Source organism: Halovenus salina (assembly GCF_026410925.1).
In the GTDB taxonomy this organism is placed as follows: domain Archaea; phylum Halobacteriota; class Halobacteria; order Halobacteriales; family Haloarculaceae; genus Halovenus; species Halovenus salina.
In genome coordinates this window covers 2,762,936-2,784,549 of sequence record NZ_CP112972.1, presented here as the reverse complement: position 1 = coordinate 2,784,549, position 21,614 = coordinate 2,762,936, and the positions used below count along the sequence as shown (strand labels likewise).

General features: G+C 62.7%; 23 protein-coding genes. 15 read left to right on the top strand and 8 right to left on the bottom strand.

The features are described from left to right. Nucleotides 1–52: 52 nt before the first annotated feature. Entirely contained in the window at nt 53–1,045 is a 993-nt protein-coding gene (purM, locus tag OSC37_RS14005) for a phosphoribosylformylglycinamidine cyclo-ligase (RefSeq protein ID WP_267162055.1), read from the top strand. A gap of 81 nt (nt 1,046–1,126) precedes the next feature. Then, nucleotides 1,127–2,044, top strand: a complete 918-nt coding sequence (locus tag OSC37_RS14000; RefSeq protein WP_267162054.1) for a metallophosphoesterase family protein — start codon at nt 1,127–1,129, stop codon at nt 2,042–2,044. A gap of 6 nt (nt 2,045–2,050) precedes the next feature. Here OSC37_RS14000 and OSC37_RS13995 read toward each other — a convergent pair whose 3' ends face one another. Together OSC37_RS13995 and OSC37_RS13990 are read right to left on the bottom strand one after the other, a co-directional pair. After that, entirely contained in the window at nt 2,051–2,593 is a 543-nt protein-coding gene (locus OSC37_RS13995) for a CBS domain-containing protein (RefSeq protein ID WP_267162053.1), read from the bottom strand. Between the two features lie 51 nt (nt 2,594–2,644). Beyond that, nucleotides 2,645–3,007, bottom strand: a complete 363-nt coding sequence (locus OSC37_RS13990; RefSeq protein WP_267162052.1) for a DUF555 domain-containing protein — start codon at nt 3,005–3,007, stop codon at nt 2,645–2,647. Nucleotides 3,008–3,283: 276 nt separating this feature from the next. Here OSC37_RS13990 and OSC37_RS13985 point away from each other — a divergent pair, with 276 nt between their 5' ends. From OSC37_RS13985 to OSC37_RS13975, 3 genes are all read left to right on the top strand, one after another. Next, the gene (locus OSC37_RS13985; protein WP_267162051.1) at nt 3,284–3,460 is read left to right on the top strand and encodes a hypothetical protein; all 177 of its coding nucleotides are present in this window, start codon (nt 3,284–3,286) and stop codon (nt 3,458–3,460) included. A 65-nt stretch (nt 3,461–3,525) separates the two neighbouring features. Continuing rightward, nucleotides 3,526–4,251: an archaeal proteasome endopeptidase complex subunit beta gene (psmB, locus tag OSC37_RS13980; RefSeq protein WP_267162050.1), complete on the top strand. Its 726-nt coding sequence runs from the start codon at nt 3,526–3,528 to the stop codon at nt 4,249–4,251. A gap of 79 nt (nt 4,252–4,330) precedes the next feature. Then, a complete protein-coding gene (locus OSC37_RS13975) occupies nt 4,331–4,645 on the top strand; it encodes a hypothetical protein (RefSeq protein WP_267162049.1) in 315 nt (104 codons plus the stop codon). On the opposite strand, the gene OSC37_RS13970 is transcribed toward OSC37_RS13975, so the two are convergent. Together OSC37_RS13970 and OSC37_RS13965 are read right to left on the bottom strand one after the other, a co-directional pair. Then, the gene (locus OSC37_RS13970) at nt 4,642–5,721 is read right to left on the bottom strand and encodes a hybrid sensor histidine kinase/response regulator (protein ID WP_267162048.1); all 1,080 of its coding nucleotides are present in this window, start codon (nt 5,719–5,721) and stop codon (nt 4,642–4,644) included. The genes OSC37_RS13975 and OSC37_RS13970 overlap by 4 nt on opposite strands. A gap of 1 nt (nt 5,722) precedes the next feature. Further along, the gene (locus OSC37_RS13965) at nt 5,723–6,166 is read right to left on the bottom strand and encodes a response regulator (RefSeq protein ID WP_267162047.1); all 444 of its coding nucleotides are present in this window, start codon (nt 6,164–6,166) and stop codon (nt 5,723–5,725) included. A 103-nt stretch (nt 6,167–6,269) separates the two neighbouring features. Between OSC37_RS13965 and OSC37_RS13960 the strand changes: the two genes are divergently transcribed. Together OSC37_RS13960 and OSC37_RS13955 are read left to right on the top strand one after the other, a co-directional pair. Beyond that, the gene (locus tag OSC37_RS13960; RefSeq protein WP_267162046.1) at nt 6,270–7,757 is read left to right on the top strand and encodes a sensor histidine kinase; all 1,488 of its coding nucleotides are present in this window, start codon (nt 6,270–6,272) and stop codon (nt 7,755–7,757) included. Between the two features lie 41 nt (nt 7,758–7,798). Then, nucleotides 7,799–8,479, top strand: a complete 681-nt coding sequence (locus OSC37_RS13955; protein WP_267162045.1) for a class I SAM-dependent methyltransferase — start codon at nt 7,799–7,801, stop codon at nt 8,477–8,479. Here OSC37_RS13955 and OSC37_RS13950 read toward each other — a convergent pair. Further along, entirely contained in the window at nt 8,476–8,985 is a 510-nt protein-coding gene (locus tag OSC37_RS13950) for a COX15/CtaA family protein (protein WP_267162044.1), read from the bottom strand. The genes OSC37_RS13955 and OSC37_RS13950 overlap by 4 nt on opposite strands. Before the next feature lie 143 nt (nt 8,986–9,128). Here OSC37_RS13950 and OSC37_RS13945 point away from each other — a divergent pair, with 143 nt between their 5' ends. Continuing rightward, a complete protein-coding gene (locus OSC37_RS13945) occupies nt 9,129–11,375 on the top strand; it encodes an NADP-dependent malic enzyme (RefSeq protein WP_267162043.1) in 2,247 nt (748 codons plus the stop codon). A 6-nt stretch (nt 11,376–11,381) separates the two neighbouring features. Here the strand turns inward: OSC37_RS13945 and OSC37_RS13940 are convergent, their stop codons facing one another. Next, nucleotides 11,382–11,654: a DUF8015 family protein gene (locus OSC37_RS13940; protein WP_267162042.1), complete on the bottom strand. Its 273-nt coding sequence runs from the start codon at nt 11,652–11,654 to the stop codon at nt 11,382–11,384. 319 nt (nt 11,655–11,973) lie between these two features. Here OSC37_RS13940 and tgtA point away from each other — a divergent pair, with 319 nt between their 5' ends. After that, on the top strand, nt 11,974–13,455 hold the full coding sequence (gene tgtA / locus OSC37_RS13935; RefSeq protein WP_267164195.1) for a tRNA guanosine(15) transglycosylase TgtA: 1,482 nt from the start codon (nt 11,974–11,976) through the stop codon (nt 13,453–13,455). A gap of 24 nt (nt 13,456–13,479) precedes the next feature. Then, entirely contained in the window at nt 13,480–14,259 is a 780-nt protein-coding gene (locus OSC37_RS13930) for an Nmad3 family putative nucleotide modification protein (protein ID WP_267162041.1), read from the top strand. Here OSC37_RS13930 and OSC37_RS13925 read toward each other — a convergent pair whose 3' ends face one another. Beyond that, a complete protein-coding gene (locus OSC37_RS13925; protein ID WP_267162040.1) occupies nt 14,260–15,126 on the bottom strand; it encodes a DMT family transporter in 867 nt (288 codons plus the stop codon). It abuts the gene before it with no gap. A gap of 172 nt (nt 15,127–15,298) precedes the next feature. Here OSC37_RS13925 and OSC37_RS13920 point away from each other — a divergent pair, with 172 nt between their 5' ends. From OSC37_RS13920 to OSC37_RS13900, 5 genes are all read left to right on the top strand, one after another. Further along, nucleotides 15,299–16,018, top strand: a complete 720-nt coding sequence (locus OSC37_RS13920; RefSeq protein WP_267162039.1) for a DUF5518 domain-containing protein — start codon at nt 15,299–15,301, stop codon at nt 16,016–16,018. Nucleotides 16,019–16,103: 85 nt separating this feature from the next. Further along, a complete protein-coding gene (arcS, locus tag OSC37_RS13915; RefSeq protein ID WP_267162038.1) occupies nt 16,104–17,855 on the top strand; it encodes an archaeosine synthase subunit alpha in 1,752 nt (583 codons plus the stop codon). Nucleotides 17,856–17,903: 48 nt separating this feature from the next. Continuing rightward, nucleotides 17,904–18,851, top strand: a complete 948-nt coding sequence (locus tag OSC37_RS13910; protein ID WP_267162037.1) for an ABC transporter ATP-binding protein — start codon at nt 17,904–17,906, stop codon at nt 18,849–18,851. Then, nucleotides 18,848–20,083 carry an ABC transporter permease gene (locus OSC37_RS13905; RefSeq protein WP_267162036.1) on the top strand — a complete coding sequence of 412 codons (1,236 nt, stop codon included), beginning with the start codon at nt 18,848–18,850 and terminating at the stop codon, nt 20,081–20,083. Before OSC37_RS13910 ends, OSC37_RS13905 begins: the two co-directional genes overlap by 4 nt. Nucleotides 20,084–20,131: 48 nt before the next feature. Beyond that, on the top strand, nt 20,132–20,293 hold the full coding sequence (locus OSC37_RS13900) for a hypothetical protein (protein WP_267162035.1): 162 nt from the start codon (nt 20,132–20,134) through the stop codon (nt 20,291–20,293). Here OSC37_RS13900 and OSC37_RS13895 read toward each other — a convergent pair whose 3' ends face one another. Then, nucleotides 20,294–21,574: a tRNA pseudouridine(54/55) synthase Pus10 gene (locus tag OSC37_RS13895; protein ID WP_267162034.1), complete on the bottom strand. Its 1,281-nt coding sequence runs from the start codon at nt 21,572–21,574 to the stop codon at nt 20,294–20,296. Nucleotides 21,575–21,614 lie beyond the last annotated feature (40 nt).

Genomic DNA, 21,614 nt, shown 5'->3' with positions numbered 1-21,614 from the left:
GACAGCACCGGCAAGCGGTGGGCTTTTGCCTGCGCCCGCCAGTCTCACGAGCATGAGCGAGGACACAGACCCTGAAGAGGAGGAGGGGCTCACGTACGCCGAGACGGGCGTGGACATCGATGCGAGCGAGGCGGCGACGAGTGCACTCATCGGCGCAGCTGGCGAGTTCGAGGGTGATTACGCGGGCCTGGTTGACATCGGCGACCAGTATCTCGCGCTGGCGACCGACGGCGTCGGGACGAAACTCCTCGTCGCCGAGGCTGTCGACGACTACTCGACAATCGGTATCGACTGTATCGCGATGAACGCCAACGACCTCGTCGCACAGGGGGTCGAGCCGGTCGCGTTCGTCGACTACCTCGCGGTCGAAGAGCCCGACGACGAAACCGCCGAGGACCTAGGGGAGGGGCTCCGCCAGGGTGCCGAGCGGGCCGGACTCGCGCTGGTCGGGGGCGAAACGGCCGTCATGCCTGATGTCATCAAGGGGCTCGATATCGCCGGCGCGTGTGCCGGCCTCGCGCCGAAGGATGCGCTGTTTCCCGGCGAGGCAGAGCCGGGTGATGCAATTGTCGGCTGGCCGTCGAGTGGCATCCATTCGAACGGGCTCACGCTGGCACGGGAGTCGGTCACCCGCGAACACGCGTATACCGACCCGTTCCCGCCCGCACCCGACCAGACGATAGCCGAGACGCTCCTCGAACCGACCCGACTGTACACGGACCTGCTCGGGGTGCTCCGGGACCACGAGACACACGCGGCCGCCCACGTGACCGGCGGCGGCTGGACGAACCTCACCCGGATGGGCGCATTTGGCTACGACATCACGGACCCCTTCGACGCCCAGCCCGTGTTCTCGTTCGTCCAACAGGAGGGTAACGTCGGCGACGAGGAGATGCACCGGACGTTCAACATGGGGACAGGATTCGTCGTAGCGATGCCCAAAGCAGACGCGGAAGATGTCGTGGCGGCGACCGAAGACGGACGGATTATCGGCACCGTCACCGAGGGAGCCGGCGTCGCTATCCGTGGCCACCATCTAGAGTGACGACAGCCACAAGTTCCGTCGGAAAACACGGAGTTCTTGTACCGTCGCGTCCTGAAGCTGTTGACTACCAGGTAAACTAATATGTTAGCTGCCCACGAGACAGACGCGGTTGCCCCGCCAGCGCGCGACAGTGTCACCGCTCTCCAGCAGACGCCGACCATCGTCAGCATCAGCGATATCCACGGGTTTCTGGGGGAAGCACGCAGCGCGCTTCTCACGCTCGCAGACCACCCAGAGTACGACCCAATCGTGGAGTCAGACGCCGCACGCCGGCTCCACTGGGCCGGCGACGAGGGGTATGTCCTAGTGTTCAACGGCGATCTCATCGACCGCGGCCCACAGAGCGACCGCGTCGTCGAGATGGTCGACCGGCTCATCGACGAGGCACCGCCGGGCCACGTCCGTGTCACCGTCGGCAACCACGAGATGGGAGTGCTGACACCGGAGTTGTACGGCTGGTCGAACTGGTACGCTGGCAGCCGGAGTGTAGACGAACGTCGGTCGTTAATCGAGCAGATACAGGACGGCCACGTCGTCGCGGCGTACGAAGGCTACAACGTCACCTACGCACACGCCGGACAGCCGGAGCCATACGACGCCTCAACCGTGAACAACACACTCGTCGAGGGTGCCTCAGCACTATTAGAGGGACTCGGCGAGCCCAACGCCATCGACAGAGAGGCGGCTATCGTAGACGACTATCCCCGAGTGTTCGGCTACGGTGACGAGAGCAGCCGCGGCCCGGGAGCTGGTATCAGTTGGCTCGATTTCGAGTATATGCCAGAGGACGCCCCGCCACAGGTCGTCGGCCACAGCCGACAGGACGCCCCGATTCGCCGAGAGAACGTCATCTGTGAGAACGTCATCCGCGAAAACCGCCGGCGTGACGGCGGCGAAGCGGTCGTCGTCGAGACGCCAGACTCGGTCCGCGCCCTCGGTCGAACGGCCGAGGGCGGCGTCGACGAACACGTCTTTTCGCTGCCGGTACTCGAGGAGTAGTCCGTTTTACGAGAGCTGGCGGGCGATATCTGCCTCGGTGATGATACCGACCGTCTCGCCGCCCTCGACGACGAGCACAGCGTCGTTGTGGTCGAGGTGGGCATCGACCGTATCGAGCAACGCGTCGGGCTCAACAGTACTAATCGATTCGTGCATCACTTCGGCGACTGGCAGGTCCCCGACGTTCTCCTCGGAGCGCTGGCGGATGTCGGACATCCCAATCAACCCCTGGGGTGTTCCCTCTCGGACCACCGGGACCTGCGAGAATCCGCGGTCGTTCATCAACGCGGTGGTCTCGTGGACGCTCGCGTCGGGTGCGACGCTCGTGACGGGCGTATGCATCAGCTCGCGAGCCCGAAGCAGGCTCCCCTCTACCTCCTCCAGGGCGTTGACGATTCGTCTGAGCGTCGAGAGCCGCGGGTCGACATCACCGCCCTCAATACGAGCGATGAGTGGCTGTGAGACCTCCGCATTCTCGGCCAGCTCGCTCTGGGTCAGCCCGAGTTCGAGCCGACGCTCGCGCAACTCTTCCGGCGTCGGAAGTTCCATACCGGGAGATTACCAGGAGTAATATATAAAGCTATCGGCTGTCGGCCCAGTTCAGGCCGACTCCTCCTCGGCGTCTTCAATCTCGAAGGTGTTGACGACTTTCAGTGGGACATCCCGCAGTGCGCCGCCGATATCGCTTTTGGCGATACGCTGTGCGTGTTCCTCGCTCTCGGCGTTGAACACCTTCATTTCGAGCATGAGACCGACCAGCGAGGTATCAGCGGCGATAAACGCCGAGTCGAAGGGTTCGCCACAGGCCGGACACTCGGTGAAGCCGACCTCGACCTCAACGTAATCCATATCCTTCTGGTTGAGTCGTTTCCCCGCTTCACTCACTGCCACGCCGATAGCATCGTCGATGTCGTCGACGTCGTGAACCAGCCAAGCCGCTTCCAACACAACACGATAGTTCATATAGAGGATATCTCGGGGCACATACTCGTCTTTTTTGATTTCGGTCGCTCACACGACGAGGCGCACGTCACGGCTAACGTCGTCATAACTTATGGAGAATTGCCACCGTCCCAAGCGCGTGTATACGTGCATACCGCCGCCAGGGCTGCCGTCCCACCCTGTTCAAGCCGCGTTGTAGAAAACCACCATACAGCAACGGGATAGCCGTTATTTTTCGATGATGATCTTACCCCAAGACATATAAGTAGAAACTCGTTGATTAGCGAGTACACTACGATGGAACGTCTGCACCACGCCACGCTGTTTGCCCTGTACCAGATAACGCTTCTGTGCGGTATCGCACTGCTCCCGCTCGCGTTGCTCACACAGCGGGTCGGCTTCCGCCTGCCGGTCGACCGCGCGATTCTCGGCGTCAAGGAGGCATACGAACAGCGCCGCCCCAAGCGTAGTTAACGACAGTTCCAGTCGCATTTTCCCGAACGAGAACCTTATTACGTGACCGGCCGTTATCACGGGATATGCAGGACAACTCGTTTGGTTCGAACATCGAACCCCACCAGCATCAGGCCGGGCGCTACGGGACCGACCCCTACGAGCCGGAGCTCGGGACACTTCCCAACGGCGAGCGCGACGAGGAGGCAGTCAACAAGACCGGAACGACGACCATCGGCATCTCGACAGAGGAGGGCGTCGTCATCGCGACGGATATGCGCGCCAGCCTCGGCGGCCGGTTCGTCTCGAACAAGAACGTCCAGAAGGTCGAGCAGATTCACCCGACGGCCGCCCTGACGCTGGTTGGAAGCGTCGGCGGTGCCCAGTCGTTTATCCGGACACTGCGCTCTGAAGTAAATCTCTACGAGGCACGGCGCGGCGAGCACATGAGCATGCAGGCGCTCTCGACGCTCGCGGGTAACTTCGCCCGTGGCGGTCCGTTCCTCGCTATCAACCCCATTCTTGGCGGTGTCGATGATGAAGGCAGTCACGTCTACAGCATCGACCCGGCCGGCGGCGTCATGAAAGACGATTACACCATCACCGGCTCTGGGCTTACCGTCGCATACGGCACCCTCGAAGACCGCTACGAGCCGGACATGTCTATCGAAGAGGCACAGAAGGCGGCTGGCGCAGGTATCAAGGCGGCTGCCGAGCGCGATACCGGCTCCGGTAACGGAATCTACGTGGCAACAGTCACCGGCGACGGCGTCGACATCGCCGACTACGAACTCGACGAGCTCGACGTCTAACTGGCGCTGCTGATTTTCCGGTATCTCCTTCGATCAGCCACAGCACCACGCTTAGGTCGCTCCGGCCGCTAGCACACGTATGGAGTGGCTGTTGATCAGTATCATCGTCGGCTTCCCGATACTCGCCTTGCTCGCGGCCGCGGGGTACGTCTACCGCGATGCCCCGAAACACGGGATGAGTCCGTACAAATGGGCGGCGCTTGCGGGGCTGGTCCCATTCTTTGGCTTTTTTGCGTACATCTTCGAGCGTGACGACCGAACGACAGACGCGACTGACCGCGAGGAGATGTTCGTCGACGGCCCGTTCCAGATTCACAAATCACGAGCCGACGACACGCCGTTCGCAAACACACCCGAGGAGCGCGTCGACGACGAGTTCGACGAGAACAGCTAGGCCTCCGTGAGTTCAATCGTGATGGCTGTTCCCCTGGGCTCGTTGTCGGAGACGGCAATGGTGCCCCCGTAGCTCGTCACCATCGTCCGGACGAAGTGAAGCCCGAACCCGCTGTGGTTGGACTCGTCTGCCTGGATGTCACGACCAGAGAGATAGGTCCGCTCGGTGTCGGGGAGTCCCGGACCGTTATCGCGGACATCGAGTTCGACAATGCCGTCATCGACACTCACGTCAACCGTGACCCGTGGCTCGTCGGCATCGTTGTGTTCGACAGCGTTCGTGAGCAGGTTGTGGACGACCTCGTCGAGCATCTCGTCGGCTCGAACGGTCAGACCGAAGGGAACTGACGTGTCGATAGTCACGTCCTTGTCCATCCCCTCGACGGTGTCGACCTGGTCTGCGATTACCCCCGAGATGTCGACCGATTCGAGTTCGCGCTTGTCTCCCTGTGTGATGCCCTGAATCATCTGCTGGACCTTCGCTGTCAGCTCCGCGATGTTGTCGCTCCAGTCGACGATGGTGCCAGCACGGTTGGCGTGCTCGTCTGATAGCTCGGATTCGAGCACAGACGCGTTCCGCTGGATGACGTCGATACCGTTTTTCACGTCGTGGCGAAGGATGCCGCTGAAGAACTCGAGTTGTTCGGTACGGCGACGGAGTTGCAGTTCCTGGCGGTGGCGTTCGAGGGCATACCGAAGCGAGCGCCACAGCGTCTGGGAGTCGACCTCGCCTTTCGGGAGATAGTCCTGTGCGCCTTGCTGAATCGCCGCGAGCGCAGTCTCGGTGTCGTCAAGTCCCGTCAACACCACAATCGGCGTCGCATCGACCGCGTCGTCGACCCGTTCAAGCGTCTCGATACCGCTTGACTCCGGCAGCCCGAGGTCGAGAAACAGGAGCGAATAGGTCGCCTCTTCGAGGGCAGCCAGACCGGACTCGAGGGACTCGACGTGGGTAAGCTCAACCTCCTCGGCGAGTGCCTGGGCCGAGTCCCCGCGGAGGTGGTGTTCGATGAGCTTCGCGTCTCCCGGGTTGTCCTCGATGAGCAACACGTCGAGGGTCTCGGTGTCCTCTGTCATCTCACTTCGGTGGCATTTTGACGACTTTGAACCAGAAGTCCTCGAGGCGGTTGACGATATCCACGAAGCCGTCGAAATCGACCGGCTTCGTGAGGTAGGCGTTCGCGCTCAGCTCGTAGGATTTGACCACGTCTTCCTCTGCGTCCGAGCTGGTGAGGACGACCACCGGAATGCGCCGTAGTTCCGGGTCGTCGTTCATGTCTGCAAGCACGTCTCTCCCGTCCTTTTTGGGCATGTTCAGGTCGAGCAGAAACAGGTCCGGCATCGGCACGTCGCTGTATTCGCCCTCCCGCCTGAGGAACTTCATCGCCTCGACGCCGTTCTCGACGACATGGAGATTGTTGAGTATGTCCCCGTGTTCGAGCGCCTTTTCGGTGAGTTTCACGTCGCCAGGGTTGTCCTCGGCGAGCAGTATCTCGATTGGCTTTCCTTCATCGGGGGACATGGTACTCCCTACGTTTGTGTAGATGGCTTTTTAAAATTTTCTGTCATCGACAGCACAATTCATGGCGTGTCACTTATGTACACGCCACAACATCGGTTGGGGTATGTCCCTGGACGAGACACCGACGCTGCCGAGAGCAAAGCGGAGTCATCTCACGCTGGCTGTCGCGCTCGCGTCCGTGCTGGCCGCAGTCGTTCTGTTTGATATCTACGAGGACACGGCCCAACAGGGCGAGGCGCTGTGGCTGACCCTTCTAGAGAACAGCGTCCCGCTCGCGCTGCTGGTCGGGTTTGTCGCGTTCAGTTACTGGCTGTACAACAGCAGGGAGCGCCAGTATCTCGCGTTGGTGTTGCGGTGGGCGGTCATCGGACTGATCGGCATCATGTTCATCCTCTTGTGGGCCATCGGCTCCCAGAGCTACCAGGAGACGTTCAAGCCGGTGATTATGGGTGTCCACACCGCCATCGGTGGGACAGTTGCCGGTGCCGGCATCGGCTACGTCTCAGCTCGCCTCCACGAGTCTCGCGACGAGATGGCGACGGAGAAAGACCGCTGGGAGTCGCTGTTCGAGAACGACCCTGCCGGCGTCGCCGACCTTCGGTACGACGACAGCGAGCTCACAATCGAGCGGGCGAACGAGGAGTTCTGTGGTCTGTTCGTCGACGGCGACGAGTCAGCAGAGGGGCAGTCTCTCATGGCCGTCGTCGACCACGACGACGAGGCAGTCGAAGACGCGGTCAGCCAGGCAATCGGAGACCGAGAGCTGTACAGTACAGAGGTCGTGTCGACGGTCGGCGAAAGTCGGCTGTTTTTCAAGCTCCGGGTCGTTCCGTACGGCATCGGTACCAACGACCGGCGTGCGTTTGCCATCTACACCGACATCACCGAGTTGCGCCAGACACAGGAACAACTCGAAGCACAGATGGAACAGCTCGCCGAGTCGAACGACCGTCTCCAGCAGTTTGCCTACATCGCCTCCCACGACCTCCAAGAACCGCTCCGGATGGTCTCCAGTTACATGAGTCTGCTCGAAGACGAGTACAGAGACGACCTCGACGACGAGGCTCAGGAGTACATCGACTTTGCGGCCAACGGTGCCGAGCGGATGCAGGACATGGTCGACGAGCTCCTGGCCTATTCCCGCGTCGAGACGGAGGGGAGAGAGTTCACCGAGACCGACGCGACAGCGGTGCTCGACGAGACGCGCCAGAATCTCGAACTCCGCATCGAGGAGGCAGACGCCACCGTAACCGCCGAGGAGCTGCCGACCGTCGAGGTCGACCAGAATCAGCTCGGCCAGGTGTTCCAGAACCTCGTCGAGAACGCAATTGACCACGTCGAAGAGCCGACCATCCACGTCGGTGCTGAGGTGCACGAAGAGGAGGTCGTCTTCTCGGTCAGCGACGACGGCCCTGGCATCCCGGAGTCACAACAGGAGCGAATCTTCGAGCTCTTCGAGCGCGGGCACCGTGACGGGGACGGGACCGGGATGGGACTCGCTATCTGTGACCGCATTCTCTCTCGGCACGGTGGTGATATCTGGGTGGAGTCAGACGACGGAACGACGTTTTATTTCTCGCTACCCCGGTGAGAACGGTGTGATTTAACCACACGCGGGTGCTGTCTCCGACGATGAGCGTCCAGCAGGAGTTCGACCAGTGGGCCAAGACAGGCAAGGACAGAGGGATGGAACAGCGACACTGGCACACTGCCAAACACGCACTCGCACGGATGCCAGTCGAACCTGGCGACAGGGTGCTCGACCTCGGCACCGGTTCCGGGTACGCGCTGCGAGCCCTCCGGGAGACCAGAGAGGCCGGGTCGTGTGTGGGCCTCGACGGCTCCGTCGAGATGGTCCACAACGCCCAGGGGTACACCGACGACGACGGCGTCGGATTCGTCGGCGGTGACTTCCATCATCTACCGCTTGCCGAGAACAGTGTCGACCACGTCTGGTCGATGGAGGCATTTTACTACAGCCAGCGACCGGATGAGGTGCTGAGAGAGATTCGACGCGTCCTCCGCCCTGGCGGGACCTTCTACTGTGCGGTGAACTTCTTCGAGGAGTCAGAACATACCCACGAGTGGCAAGAGCGCATCGACATCGACATGAAGCTATGGAGCCGCAAACAGTACCGCGAGGCGTTCCGCGAGGCGGGGCTGATCGTCGCAGAACAGGAGACTATCCCCGACCGCGAGATAGAGATTCCGCCCGCAGACGAGTTCCCGACGGAGAACTGGGAGAGCCGCGAGGCGATGGCCGACCGCTACCGGACCCACGGAACGCTTCTCACCGTCGGCGTCAACAGTTAGTCGTCTGCGTGTTGTACGTTCGGACCCGACGGACTCTGTCCCGAGCTGGCTCCGTGTTTGACGTACGCGATCGTCGTCGCGATGACCAGGGAGCCGAAGATGGCCTGGGCGGCGAACTGGTGCATCATCGACGCCGTGACACCGAAGTTGAGGACGGTGTTCGCGCCGAAGAAAATCTGGACAGGCAACAGCAGGACTGCAAGCAGCGTCGTATACCGGAGTGACTTGCTGCGGTTGCGCCGCCAGGCCATGATCGCCGCACCGAGGATCAGAAAGCCAACGACGAAGGCGACGAGCCGGTGGAACCACTCGACGAAACTCGGCCAGTTTGCCGGAAACAGCCCCATCCAGCCGTCACAGAGTGGCCACCGCGCCTCACACGAGAGTCCCGCGCCAATCTTGCCCGTGTACACGCCCAGGAGTATCAGGAAGAACGTGCCTGCGGTCGTGGTCGCCAGGTAGTGTCGAAGGGGAACGCGCATATCTGGCTCTTGGTGTGCATCCATATCAAAGCCTTCATTTTTCTCGCTGGCTGGGAAGCCCATTTGACAACCCATCAAAATTTATCGCAGAGTGTCCCTGGGCATTTCGACAGTTGACGAACGAGTATTCGATGGGCTTTTTGTCACAGCCTCGGTGGGTTCCGAGCATGGGACTTGACGAGGACGCACTCGACTATCACAGTACGGAGCCGCCCGGAAAAATAGAGATATCGACGACGAAGCCGACGAACACGCAGCGAGACCTGAGCCTGGCGTACTCGCCTGGCGTCGCCGCGCCCTGTCGGGCGATCGACGAGAACCCCGCCGACGCCTACAGCTACACAGCAAAAGGAAATCTCGTCGGCGTCGTCTCCGACGGCAGCGCGACGCTTGGCCTGGGTGATATCGGCCCACAGGCCAGCAAGCCCGTCATGGAGGGGAAGGGTGTCCTGTTCAAGCGGTTCGCCGACATCGATGTCTTCGATGTGGAACTCGACCACGAGTCGACCGACGCGATGATTGAATCCATCCGCGCGATGGAACCCACCTTCGGCGGTATCAACCTGGAAGATATCGCCGCCCCGGCCTGTTTCGAAATCGAAGAGACGCTGCGCGAGGAGACTGACATCCCGGTCTTTCACGACGACCAGCACGGAACTGCAATCATCTCCGGCGCTGCCCTCCTGAACGCTGTCGACATCGTCGACAAAGACCTCTCTGAACTCGACATCGTCTTCTCGGGCGCTGGTGCGAGCGCCATCGCAACTGCGCGGTTCTACGCCTCACTGGGTGCGAGTAAAGACCGCATCACACTGTGTGATTCGAGCGGCATCGTCACCGAGGCACGTGCCGACGAAGTCAACAAGTACAAGCGCGAGTTCGCCAGCGACGCGCCCGAGGGTGACCTCAGCGACGCGATGGAGGATGCCGACGTGTTCGTTGGGCTCTCTATCGGTGGCATTGTCGACGAGGAGATGGTCCGGTCGATGGCCGACAACCCGATTATATTTGCTATGGCCAATCCCGACCCCGAAATCGGCTACACCGAGGCCAAGGAAGCCCGCGATGACACGGTCATCGTCGCCACGGGCCGCTCGGATTATCCGAACCAGGTGAACAACGTGCTCGGCTTCCCGTTCATCTTCCGGGGCGCGCTCGACGCCCGTGCGACCGAGATAAACGAGGAGATGAAGGTCGCCGCCGCGCGAGCACTCGCGGACCTCGCGCGCGAGGACGTTCCTGACGCGGTCGTCAAAGCCTACGGCGACGAGCCGCTTCAGTTCGGCCCCAACTACATCATCCCGAAACCACTCGACCCGCGCGTACTGTTCGAGGTCGCGCCGGCTGTCGCACAGGCAGCGATGGAGAGTGGCTGTGCCCGCATCGATTTGGATGCAGCGGAACACCGCGAACGACTCGAAGCGCGGCTGGGCAAGTCCCGCGAGATGATGCGGGTCGTGTTGAATAAGGCAAAAAGCGACCCCAAGCGGCTCGTCTTAGCGGAGGGCAACGACGAGAAGATGATCCGGGCGGCCTACCAGATTGCCGAGCAGGGTATCGGCAAGCCGGTGCTCATTGGCGACCAGGAGCGCATCTGGGCGACGATGGAGAATCTGGGACTGAGTTTCGACCCCGAGATCGTGGACCCGAGCCAGGACAACCTCGACTCATACGCGGAACGGCTCTACGAACTCCGGCAGCGCGAGGGAGTTACTCGCCGAGAGGCAGAGGAACTCATCACCGACGGCAACTATCTCGGCAGCGTGATGGTCGAAGTGGGCGACGCCGACGCCATGCTGACGGGACTAATGCACCACTATCCCGAGGCGCTCCGACCGCCGCTTCGAATCGTCGGGACGGCCGACGACGCCAACTATGTGGCCGGCGTCTACATGCTGACGTTCAAAAACCGGGTCGTCTTCTGTGCCGACACCACAGTCAATCAGGACCCCGACGAGGATGTGCTCGCGGAGGTGACACGACACACCGCCGAACTCGCCCGCCGGTTCAACGTCGACCCCCGGGCTGCCCTGTTGTCGTACTCTGATTTCGGCAGTGTCGACAACGAAGGGACCCAGAAAGTCAGAGACGCCGCCACAGAGCTACGGGAAGACCCCACGGTCGATTTCCCCGTCGACGGCGAGATGCAGGCAGACACCGCAGTCGTCGAGGAGACGCTGTCTGGCACCTACGACTTCTCACAGCTCGACGAGCCGGCGAACGTGCTCGTCTTCCCCAACCTCGAAGCCGGCAACATCGGCTACAAACTCCTCAAGCGCCTCGGCGGCGCAGAGGCCATCGGTCCGATGCTCGTCGGCATGGACAAGCCGGTTCATGTCCTCCAGCGCGGCGACGAGGTCAAAGATATCGTCAACCTCGCCGGTGTCGCCGTCGTGGACGCTCAAGAAGAGTAAAACTGTCTAGCTAGTTCCCGACGACCCAGGGCCAGACTCCCCGTCGCTGGCGTTGGTCGGGGGGTTGAGATACAGCGCGTCAGCGACCAGAAGCGCGCTCGTGAGTGCGCCTGCCCCCATCGCGAGGTGGAGAGAAACGGGGGTGAACAGAGAGACGAGCACCGACGCGGTAAACAGTATCGGAATGACAGCTAGCACCAGGTCGTACCTGGACAACCGATTCAGCGGTCGGTTCCACGCCTGTTCCTGCCGATGCTTTGAGTTGTCACTAACTGCCATCTCTGTACTCCTCCTATTTGATAATTGGAGAGAATCCCATATAAAATTTTTCTCAGTGACGTTACCTGAACAAACGAGTACCTACGCTCAGGAGTTTTGGGATTATCTCTGTAAGTTACGGGAATATAAAGACAAACACCCCCAAATCAGGAGACAGCCTCTGGCCGTTCGAGCCGTTTTCTACGGCATTGCACGCCAGTTTCGTACCAGCAGGTGACTTTCGGATTTTTCGGCATCCCAGTCACGTGTGGTCGTCGCCCCGACCAGAGATCGCCCTGGAACGCAATCCTTACCGCCGCCGCCGTCAGACGGGATGACAATGCGGGACAACTTCGAAGTCCGGAGATACGACGGGGCAGGGCGACTCGGGAAGCTGACGGTGCCGCGGTCGTCCGTGACCGTCGAGACGCCGGCGCTGTTGCCCGTCGTCAATCCCCACGTTCAGACCATCTCGCCCGCACAGCTCGAATCCCAGTTCGGTGCGGAGATTCTCATCACGAACAGCTACATCATCTACGGCAGCGACCAGCTACGCGAGCCCGCGCTGGAGGAAGGGCTTCACGACACGCTCGACTTTTCGGGAGCCATCATGACCGACTCCGGCTCGTTCCAGCTCGCGGAGTACGGCAACATCGACGTGACAACCGAGGAGATTCTGGCCTTCCAACGCGAGATCGGCTCGGATATCGGGACACCCGTCGACATCCCAACGCCCCCAGATGTCTCCCGCGAGCAAGCCACAGAGGAGTGGGAGACGACACGAGAGCGGCTGGGTGTCGCCGAATCGGTCGACACCGGCGAGATGCTCGTCACCGCACCAATCCAGGGGTCGACACATCCCGACCTGCGCGAGCAGGCCGCAGCCGAGGCCGCGTCGACTGACCACGACCTCTTCCCAATCGGCGCGGTCGTCCCGCTGATGAACGAGTACCGCTTCGCCGACCTAGTCGAGGCCGTCGCCGCGACAAAACGCGGCCTCCCGGAGAGTGCGCCGGTCCATCTGTTCGGTGCGGGGCACCCGATGATGTTCGCGCTCGCGGCGGCGCTTGGCTGTGACCTCTTCGATTCGGCGGCCTACGCGCTGTACGCCCGCGACGACCGCTATCTCACGGTTCGAGGGACAGAACACCTCGACGAGCTGTCGTATTTCCCCTGTGAATGTCCCGTCTGTACCGAACACACCCCCGACGAGGTCGCGACGATGGACGACGAGAGTCGCCACCGCCTCCTGGCCGAACACAACCTCGCAGTCTCCTTCGGCGAGATTCGCCGCGTCAAAGAAGCAATTCGCCGGGGCACACTGTTCGAACTCGTCGAGACACGGGTGCGAGGGCATCCGACACTCGTCGACGGCTACAGAACGTTGCTCGACTACGCCGACCAACTGGAGACTACCGACCCGGTCGCTAAGGAGTCGTTTTTCTACCTCTCTGCCGACAGCGCCCGCCGCCCGGAGGTGACACGCCACCACGACCGGCTCGGCCGGCTCGACGCTCCCGACGAACTGTTGCTCACGACCGGCCAGCATAGCGACCGGTACGAGGAGAGCTGGCGGCTGGTCGTCCCCTTCGGTCCGGTCCCCCGGAGCCTTTCAGACGTGTATCCCCTGACCGCCGAAACGCCGGACCGCCTCGACCGTTCGGCCTATCTGGCCGCCGCCGACGGCGTCGCCCGGCTGGTCGAGGCGAACCCGGAGACAGCGTTTACCGTCGTCCACGACGGCTGGCCCGAGTCGGCTGTCGGGACGATTCCAGACCGCGTGACCGTCGAGGGGTACACGCCACAGGAAGAACAGGACTAACACAGCTACCAGCAAAAGACAGGTATGGCAGTCGTTCTGGTTGGCGTCGGCGCGGACACCGGCAACGTCGAACCCGTGCCACAGCTGCTTGATGGCAGACGCTTCGAGTATATCCCAATTCCCGAGAAGTCGACGACGACAGGCGAGACGCGAACGTTCGGGTCGATGCCACAGCAGCACGGTGACGGCCCACTGTCGGAGCTGGTCGAGGGTATCAGGCCGGGCAGTGACGGCGAGTGGATCCGCGACGAGGAGGCGATCCAGAACTATCCGGTCCACTACGACCCGAACTTCGAGGCGCTGACATACGGCGAGGGTGGGAAAGACGGCAATATCAACGCTATCGTCGAGTGCCTCGACGCCGGGGACGTACTCGGATTCTACACCGGGCTGGAGACAGACGGACGGATGCATCGCTATCTCTTTGGCTACTTCATGCTCGCGGACGACCCCGTGGTGCTCGACGCCGAGACCCCAGCAGAGGCGAGAGCCGCGATACTGCAAGACCACCAGGCAAACGCCCACTCCAAGCGCTTTGCGGGCAACGGCGAACTCTACGCGCTCGACCCCGACAAGCCACAGGGTGCGAGCCGTGTCGTCCTCGTCGACGGCCGCGAACCCGGCGGCCTCCTCGACCGGGCGGTCCGACTCAGCGGCCCGGTCGATCGCGGCAACTACTACATGAAAGAGGCGGTAGCCGAGGTACTCGACCCGAACACGACCTACCTCGGCGGCTTCAAGCCGCCAATCCGGTGTGAGCTGTCGGCTTCGGCGTTCGTCGAGTTCGTCGAGCGCCACCAGTAGTTAGTCGGCGGTCGGCGGCCGGCGCTGGCGGCGAATCTCCTCGCGGATGGCCCGGCGCTTGATGAGCAGAAAGCCCCCAAAGATGAGAGCGAAGCCGAAGACAGTCGTCACCGAGATACCCTCTGAGAGGAACAGCCACCCAGAAAGCGCCGCGAAGACGGGCGCGACGTACGAGACGAGGTTGATTTCGATGGGACCGAGGCGTTCGAGCAGGTCGAAGTAGATAAGAAATCCGAGCGCACTCGCCACGACCGAGAGGTACGCAAGTGCCAGTATCGCTTCCGTCGTCCACTCGATACTGCCGAGTGACTCGCCTGCCGCGAGCGCGATGCCGTGCATCAACAGTCCGCCGAGCAACATCGCCCACCCCTCCAGCGTCTCGATTTCGAGTGTTGCCTCGACGCGGCGGGTGAGGACACTACCGAATGCAAAGGCCGCCGCCGCGGCGAGAACGAGCAGTTTTGGAACGGTCCCCTCGCCGGTCAGGTTCGAGGGGTCGGGGTTGGCGAGGACGACCACCCCGACCAGTCCGAGACAGAGTCCAGCAATTCCCAGCACCGTCAGGCGTTCCGAGGGAAGGAAGATACGGGCAAAGCCGGTCGTCAACACGGGATTGAGGCTGATGATAATCGCGGCAACGGCGCTCGTCACCTCCGGGTCGGTCTGGCCGACAAAGAGGAGGGCGTGATAGAGCGCAATCAGGAACACTGCGCCGATGGCCACCAGCCCCCACTCGCCGCGGGTCGACGGAATCGGGTTGTCGGCCACCCATAGGGCGTAGGCGAGCATGATAACCCCGGCTACGTCGTATCGAATCGCCGCGAACGTGACAGCCGGGAAGAACTCCAGCCCGAGGTTGATAGCCATAAACGCAGACCCCCAGATTGCTGACAACAGCACGAACAATGCCGCGTTACGGGATGTCCCTGTGAGCACAGGACGGATTCGACCCCCGCCGGTGTATGGGTTTCGGAGCGCGCCCTCGTGCAAGGAAACCAGCAGGTGCGTTTATATTTGACCCGTGTTTCTGCTTCTATCAATGAATCAAACTGAATTCGAACCAGACGATGAGGAGGGTCAGTCCACTGAGAGGACCGCGATTCCGGAGGTCATCGACTGGCTGCTCGGTATGTTAATCGCCATCGTCGGGCTGTTGTTGTTGTTTGCCGGCACTGTTCTCACGACAGCTCTGGGTCGGGAGGAGCTCGGTGAGGCTGTCGACGAGAGCGGACCAGTAACTGTCGGGACAACAGAGCTCACACGGACGGAAGCCATCGACGTTGGAGCGGCAGTCGTCTCCTGGGTCGGATTGGGCATGTTAGTTGCTGGTCTCGGGCTGGTGGCACTCGCGGTCGCGTTCGTCTACGTCCGACACCGCGACAACAGCAGACAACAGCGCGGCGAGCCCACGAGTTCGTACTACGCAAACGCGATCCGGGGGGGTGTCGTCACCGCGTTTTTCTCGTTTGTCGGCATCTCCGCTGTCGTCGGCGGCGCGCTTGCAGGCTATCTCGAAGGCGGGGGCTCCGACAGGACGACCACCGTGGGTGCGGTTGCGGGCCTACTGCCGGCTCTTCCCGCGCTCGTCATCGGCCTGTTCACCGTCGTCGGGCTCTACTCAGGGCTGCAGGATATCGGCCAGACCGGTCCCATGGTTGCCGGCGTCGGCGGGATACTGTTCGGAGTGTTGATTTATGCTGGCTTCAACGCGACGCTAGGCGCTCTCGGTGGCTACGTCGGCGGCCGCCTGGCAGAGTGAGAACCGACGAACTGTTATCCGACCCAGACGGATGACCGTACATGAACATCTTCGTAGCTGACCGGGCCGTCACGGGGGAGCCCCAATGACGGACTACTTCGAGGTTCACGAACGCGACGGGGCCGCTCGGCTCGCCGAACTACGGCTCCCGGAGAGCAGAGAGACACCTGCCCTCGTCGACGACGTGCGCGAGGACGCGGGTAGCCTCTGGGCGCGCGAACGAGAGGTTCCAGCGGGCGAGGAGTCGGCACTGACAATCCTCCCACACCGTGCGTTTCCTGGCGGCACCCCCGACGAGGTACAGGAGGCCTTCGCCGTCGACTACCCCGACCTCGACGGTCCCAGCGCAGCCGTCGTCTCCCCAGAGACCGCAGACGACTACGGAACAGACGCCTACGTCCTCTCGAACGCCCAGGAACTCGCGGGCCACGCACGGGCGTTCGTCGAGGGACTTATCGACACGCGGGAGTCGATTCCCGCAGACGCCGGCCTCTATCTCTCTGGGGTCGCCACACCAGCCAACGTCTCGATTCTCGCCTACGCTGGCGTCGACCTCCTCGACGCCGACCACGCCGTCGTGAAAGGCACTCAGGGCAAGTACCTCACCACCGACGGCGAGCGGTTTCTGGAAGATATTGAGGAGTTGCCCTGTTCCTGTCCGGCCTGCCAGGTTCCCCGCGAGGAGTTCGGCCGTGAGGATTGTGCTGCCCACAACGAGCACGCACTCCAGACGGAACTGCGCCGGGTCAGACGGCGCATCCGTGAGGGGAGACTCCGCGACTACGTCGAGGGGCAGGCCCGCCACGAGCAGTGGCACACCGCAGTCATGCGCCGCCTCGACCAGCAGTACGGCCACCTGGAGCAGCGAACCCCGGTCGTCCGGCAGGCCGAACTGACAGCCGCGACCGACGACACGCTCAACCGCGTCGAGATTCAGCGCTTCGCCGAGCGGGTCACGACACGCTACCAGAACCGATTCGACAATCCGCTGGTGTTGGTGCCGTGTTCGGCCCGCAAGCCCTACAGCGAGTCACAGAGCCACGGCCAGTTCCACGACGCCATCCAGTTCCGCGCCCACACCGTCTCGATGACGTCGCCCATCGGCGTCGTGCCACAGGAACTCGAACTCACCTACCCCGCACAGCACTACGACACCGTCGTCACCGGCGAGTGGACACCCACGGAGCGAGAGTTCGTCGCCAACGTCCTCGAAGCCTACCTCGACCGCAACGACTACCCCCGGATTGTCGCCCATGTTCCCGAGGGTGGCTACCGCGACATCTGCGAGCGCGTTGAGGACTCGCTGGGACTGGACTTCGAGTACACCGTCGTCGACCACCCGACAGCGACGGAGTCGCTCTCAAATCTCGCCTCGACGGTCTCTGACGCGCTCAAGTACTCGAAACGCGAGCGCCAGCACAACACCATCCGCGCCGTCGCGGACTACCAGTTCGGCGAGGGAGCCGGTGACGAGCTGTTCGGCGAGTTCCGGACCGGTGCGCGGTACCCGAAACTGCGCGTTAACAGCAACGACGGCGAGCAGCTGGCGATGCTCGTCGCGCAGTACGGCGTCCTCTCGCTGACGCTCGCCGGCGCGCGCCGGTGGGTCGACAGCGATGTCCCCACCAAGCGAATCGAAATTGACGGCTTCGTCCCCCATGGCTCGGTGCTCGCTCCCGGCGTCCGGGACGCCTCGCCGGAGATTCGGCCGGGCGACGAGGTCGTTATCGAGGGACCGAAGGCGTTTGCTATCGGCCGAGCAAACATGTCCGGCCCGGCGATGGTTGAGAGTAGCCGTGGCATCGCAAGCTCGGTCAGACACGTCACAGAGCAGTAGCCCCGAGAAAGCTTTTTTACCGTTGCCCTGGCGGCTAGTATCAACCCAATGACTTCCGACCGCTCGACGGTGATACAGACACGGGACCTCCGTAAGGAGTACGGCTCGACCGTCGCCGTCGACGATGTCTCACTCGAGGTCTACGACGGCGAGATATTCGCGTTGCTCGGGCCAAACGGTGCCGGCAAGACAACCGCCGTCGAGCTGATACAGGGGTTGCGCGAACCCACCGCTGGGACGGTGACGCTGTTCGGGACGGACCTCCAAGAGCATCTACTGGAGGTCAAAGACAGAATCGGCGTCGTCCCCCAGTCGTTTCACACCTTCGAGCGGCTGACCGTTCGCGAGAACGTCGCGCTCATCGCCGATCTCCACTCCAACCCCCTCGACACGGACGAGGTACTCGCCGAGCTGGACCTCGACGACTGGGCCGGCGAGCGCTTCAGCTCGCTGTCCGGAGGATACCAGCGCCGAACCGGGATTGCCATGGCGCTGGTGAGTGACCCGGAGGTACTGTTTCTCGACGAACCGACCGCCGGACTCGACCCGGCCGCCAGACGGGCCACCTGGGAACACATTGAACGCCTGCCAGCGCTCGGGACGACCGTCGTGTTGACGACACATTACATGGACGAGGTGGAGTATCTCGCAGACCGGGTCGCCCTGCTTGTCGACGGCCACGTCGAGGCGGTCGACTCGGTTCCCGGGCTCGTTGAGGAGTACGCGGGCGAGGTGACGGTCGTCGTCCACCTTCCCGACGGTTCCGACGAGGCGACCCCCGAACTCGAATCGGTGCTCGAAAGCGAGGCTAAGGCGGTCTACCGCCGCGACACCGCGCTCGTCGGCGTCTTCGACGACCGCCAGCGCGCACAGGAGACCTACAGCGCACTCCAGGACATCGGGACTCACTCTATCGATTTGGTCAGCCCGGGCATGGAAGACGTCTTTCTGGAGCTGGCCGGGGCCTCCATGGCTCCCGGAGGTGAACTCCAGTGAGACGACTCCTCTCGCTGACGGTCACGCTGCTCCGGGACTGGACACGCAACAGGGAAGCCGTCTTCTTCGCCCTGTTGTTCCCGCTCATCCTGCTCGTCATCTTCAGCTTCGTTTTCGCCGGCGGCCCCACGGAGTTCGAGGTTGCGGTCCAGAACAACGACATCGAGGGTGGAGAACCGACGGCACTGTCGGCCGAGTTCGTCGACGCCGTCGAGCGCGTCGAGCCTCTCGCGGTCGAGCGCATCGACGCGAACGTCTCGCTTGGGGAGGCGGACATCGAAGAGGCAACAGGATATAAACGCGTGCTCGTCGTCCCGGATGGGTTCGACGAGCGAGTCCGGACCGAGAGCGCTCGCGTTCGAGCGACGGTCATCCGTGATACACTCGACCGGTTCAGGGGGAATATCTCTGCTGACCAGCAAGCCGACGCACTGGAGGGACTGGACGCACTCGGGGCAGAGAACGGGACCACTGGGCCGGCTAGAATCCAGCTGTTGACAGTCCCCGACGACCAGGGGGCCGGTGCGGTCGGGAGCATCCTCGACAGCGTCGTTGCGACGTTCAACGACCGCGCAATCGGCGTCGAGGAGCCGGCGGCGGCCGTCGAAGCCCAACAGCGGGGCGACCCGGCGCTCGGTGCCGTCGACTACTTTCTTCCGGCCTTCATCGTGGCGATGGTGTTGATAAACGGCGTGATGACGGTCCCCTCGGCGGTCGCAGATTTCAAACGCGACGGAACACTCAAGCGACTGGCGGCGACGCCGCTTCGCAAGCGAGAGTGGATTCTGGCGAACGTCATCCAGCAGTCACTTCTCGCGGTGGCGATTGCGCTGGTGATGGTCGCCGTCGCGTGGGTGTTGTTCGGCGTGACGGCGGTTCCGGGGCCGCTCGCCCTGGGTGTGCTCGTCCTCGGTTCAGTGGCGTTCACCGCGCTTGGCATGGTCGTCGGCGGGACCATCCAGGACCCGGGGTCGGCAATCAGCCTCGGGGGTGCCATCGCGCTTCCGCTGATGTTTATCTCCGGAATCTTCTGGGAGTTGGACCTCATGCCAGCGACCCTCCAGCAGGTCGCCGAATTCAGTCCCGTCACTCATTTCCACCGGAGTCTCCGCAATCTGATGATTCTCGACTCAACAGAGGGGGTCGCGATGACCGCGGCGCTGTTAGCCGGGCTTGCCGTTGTCTTCCTGACCGCAGCGGTGGCCGTGACGAACTGGCAGGAGTTCGACTGACCCAGAGAGCGGACACAGATACAAGGACGTGGAGCGAATAGGACGGGTATGGCAGTAGGTGGTGCCAGCAAACAACTCGAGTGTCGCTGTACGCGCTGTAAATACAACAACAACGGCCAGTGTGGCTACACAGGCCGTGTCGTCATCGACAAAAACGGCGAATGCCAGTCCCGCGAGGACGGCTTCGGAGACGGTCCGGGGCCGTACTGACTAAGACAGGAAAAAGTCGGGGTCCTCGAACGGCTCTTCTTGCCCGGTCACGTCGAGTACGTCGAGTGCGGTCACCGTCGCCTCGACGCCAAGCTCGCCCGTGAGGCTTGGCTCCGTTCGACCCTCGTCGCTGCTGACCAGTTCCTTGACGTAGAGGCCGCCCTCGCCGTCGATTTCGACGGTCGCGTGATGGTCGTCCTCCAGCGTTCCCGAGGCGTCGTACACCTCGCGGGTGCGCGTCTTCGCCGCCCGACGGTGTGAGACACGCTGTGGTGTCTCCTGTGCGATTGTCGCCCCGTCGAGGGCGTCGAGCGCCGCCTGCAGGTCCGTCTCGGTGACGCTCTCCTCGAACTCGACGGTCATCCGGTAGGTCTTGCTCGCGTCGAGTTCCTTGACGCGCTCGACCATCTCGTAGCTCGCCAGCCGGAGCCCCTCGACCTCGGCTTTCCCGTCGGCAAACTCGTTGACATCGGCTTCGAGGGCGTCGGTGTCGACCCGTCGGACGCGCGGTTCATCGACCTCGATGACGAACGGCCGTCCGGAGTCGAGCATCAGCGCATCCACGTCTTCGCGGCCCGCGCCGTGGAAGGTCGCCGACTCCCCCTCCATCGCCTCCCGCACGACCGGGGCCGTGAGCTGTTCGACACTCTCGTCGTACCGGTAGCCCGTCCCGTCACAGCCGTCACAGGGCTGGCCCTGTCGTCGTCCGGTGCCGTTGCAGTCGTTACAGGGCCACCGCGTCTGTGGGATGTCGCGTTCGAGCTTCCGGTAGCGACCGTAAATAAAGGCCGAGTGGACCGTCACCTCGATTTCGTCGGTCGCCAGGTCACAGAGAATCTGAACGTCCGGCCGCCCGAGATCGACCTCCGTTTCGGTCAGGTCGCCGACCCGCTTGCCGACCTCGCGGTTGAACTCCTTTTTCATCGGCTCGCCGGCGTCTGGCTCCATGCCGGCGTCCTCGCGGAGAAGGCGGTCGTTCTCTTCGAGCAACGGCGGCACCTTCGTCCCCACCTGGTACGTGTCGAACTCGTAGCCACGGAGCGCGGTCGCGGCCTGTTCGGCCCACCACTCGAAGCGTTCACACTCCTCTTCACAGACCCAGCAGCCGCCGTCGTACGCCTCGAAATCGTCGTCGTCTTCGAGCGCGAGCGTGACTCGCAGGCCGCGTCCGCGCTCGTCGTTGCCCAGTCCGAAGCTCCGGTCGGCGACGAGCCGACCGAGACAATGGTTACAGACCGGCCCGGAGGCAAGCGCCTGCCGGGCGTTCGAGAGCACTGTCATTACGTGAAAATCGACGGTCGCCCGTAATTCCCTTTCGGAG

What these genes read in the sequence shown, in the direction of transcription:
- purM (WP_267162055.1), top strand. Translation starts at nt 53, where the DNA reads ATGAGCGAGGACACAGACCCTGAAGAGGAGGAGGGGCTCACGTACGCC.
- OSC37_RS14000 (WP_267162054.1), top strand. Translation starts at nt 1,127, where the DNA reads ATGTTAGCTGCCCACGAGACAGACGCGGTTGCCCCGCCAGCGCGCGAC.
- OSC37_RS13995 (WP_267162053.1), bottom strand. Translation starts at nt 2,593, where the DNA reads ATGGAACTTCCGACGCCGGAAGAGTTGCGCGAGCGTCGGCTCGAACTC.
- OSC37_RS13990 (WP_267162052.1), bottom strand. Translation starts at nt 3,007, where the DNA reads ATGAACTATCGTGTTGTGTTGGAAGCGGCTTGGCTGGTTCACGACGTC.
- OSC37_RS13985 (WP_267162051.1), top strand. Translation starts at nt 3,284, where the DNA reads ATGGAACGTCTGCACCACGCCACGCTGTTTGCCCTGTACCAGATAACG.
- psmB (WP_267162050.1), top strand. Translation starts at nt 3,526, where the DNA reads ATGCAGGACAACTCGTTTGGTTCGAACATCGAACCCCACCAGCATCAG.
- OSC37_RS13975 (WP_267162049.1), top strand. Translation starts at nt 4,331, where the DNA reads ATGGAGTGGCTGTTGATCAGTATCATCGTCGGCTTCCCGATACTCGCC.
- OSC37_RS13970 (WP_267162048.1), bottom strand. Translation starts at nt 5,721, where the DNA reads ATGACAGAGGACACCGAGACCCTCGACGTGTTGCTCATCGAGGACAAC.
- OSC37_RS13965 (WP_267162047.1), bottom strand. Translation starts at nt 6,166, where the DNA reads ATGTCCCCCGATGAAGGAAAGCCAATCGAGATACTGCTCGCCGAGGAC.
- OSC37_RS13960 (WP_267162046.1), top strand. Translation starts at nt 6,270, where the DNA reads ATGTCCCTGGACGAGACACCGACGCTGCCGAGAGCAAAGCGGAGTCAT.
- OSC37_RS13955 (WP_267162045.1), top strand. Translation starts at nt 7,799, where the DNA reads ATGAGCGTCCAGCAGGAGTTCGACCAGTGGGCCAAGACAGGCAAGGAC.
- OSC37_RS13950 (WP_267162044.1), bottom strand. Translation starts at nt 8,985, where the DNA reads ATGGATGCACACCAAGAGCCAGATATGCGCGTTCCCCTTCGACACTAC.
- OSC37_RS13945 (WP_267162043.1), top strand. Translation starts at nt 9,129, where the DNA reads ATGGGACTTGACGAGGACGCACTCGACTATCACAGTACGGAGCCGCCC.
- OSC37_RS13940 (WP_267162042.1), bottom strand. Translation starts at nt 11,654, where the DNA reads ATGGCAGTTAGTGACAACTCAAAGCATCGGCAGGAACAGGCGTGGAAC.
- tgtA (WP_267164195.1), top strand. Translation starts at nt 11,974, where the DNA reads ATGCGGGACAACTTCGAAGTCCGGAGATACGACGGGGCAGGGCGACTC.
- OSC37_RS13930 (WP_267162041.1), top strand. Translation starts at nt 13,480, where the DNA reads ATGGCAGTCGTTCTGGTTGGCGTCGGCGCGGACACCGGCAACGTCGAA.
- OSC37_RS13925 (WP_267162040.1), bottom strand. Translation starts at nt 15,126, where the DNA reads ATGGCTATCAACCTCGGGCTGGAGTTCTTCCCGGCTGTCACGTTCGCG.
- OSC37_RS13920 (WP_267162039.1), top strand. Translation starts at nt 15,299, where the DNA reads ATGAATCAAACTGAATTCGAACCAGACGATGAGGAGGGTCAGTCCACT.
- arcS (WP_267162038.1), top strand. Translation starts at nt 16,104, where the DNA reads ATGACGGACTACTTCGAGGTTCACGAACGCGACGGGGCCGCTCGGCTC.
- OSC37_RS13910 (WP_267162037.1), top strand. Translation starts at nt 17,904, where the DNA reads ATGACTTCCGACCGCTCGACGGTGATACAGACACGGGACCTCCGTAAG.
- OSC37_RS13900 (WP_267162035.1), top strand. Translation starts at nt 20,132, where the DNA reads ATGGCAGTAGGTGGTGCCAGCAAACAACTCGAGTGTCGCTGTACGCGC.
- OSC37_RS13895 (WP_267162034.1), bottom strand. Translation starts at nt 21,574, where the DNA reads ATGACAGTGCTCTCGAACGCCCGGCAGGCGCTTGCCTCCGGGCCGGTC.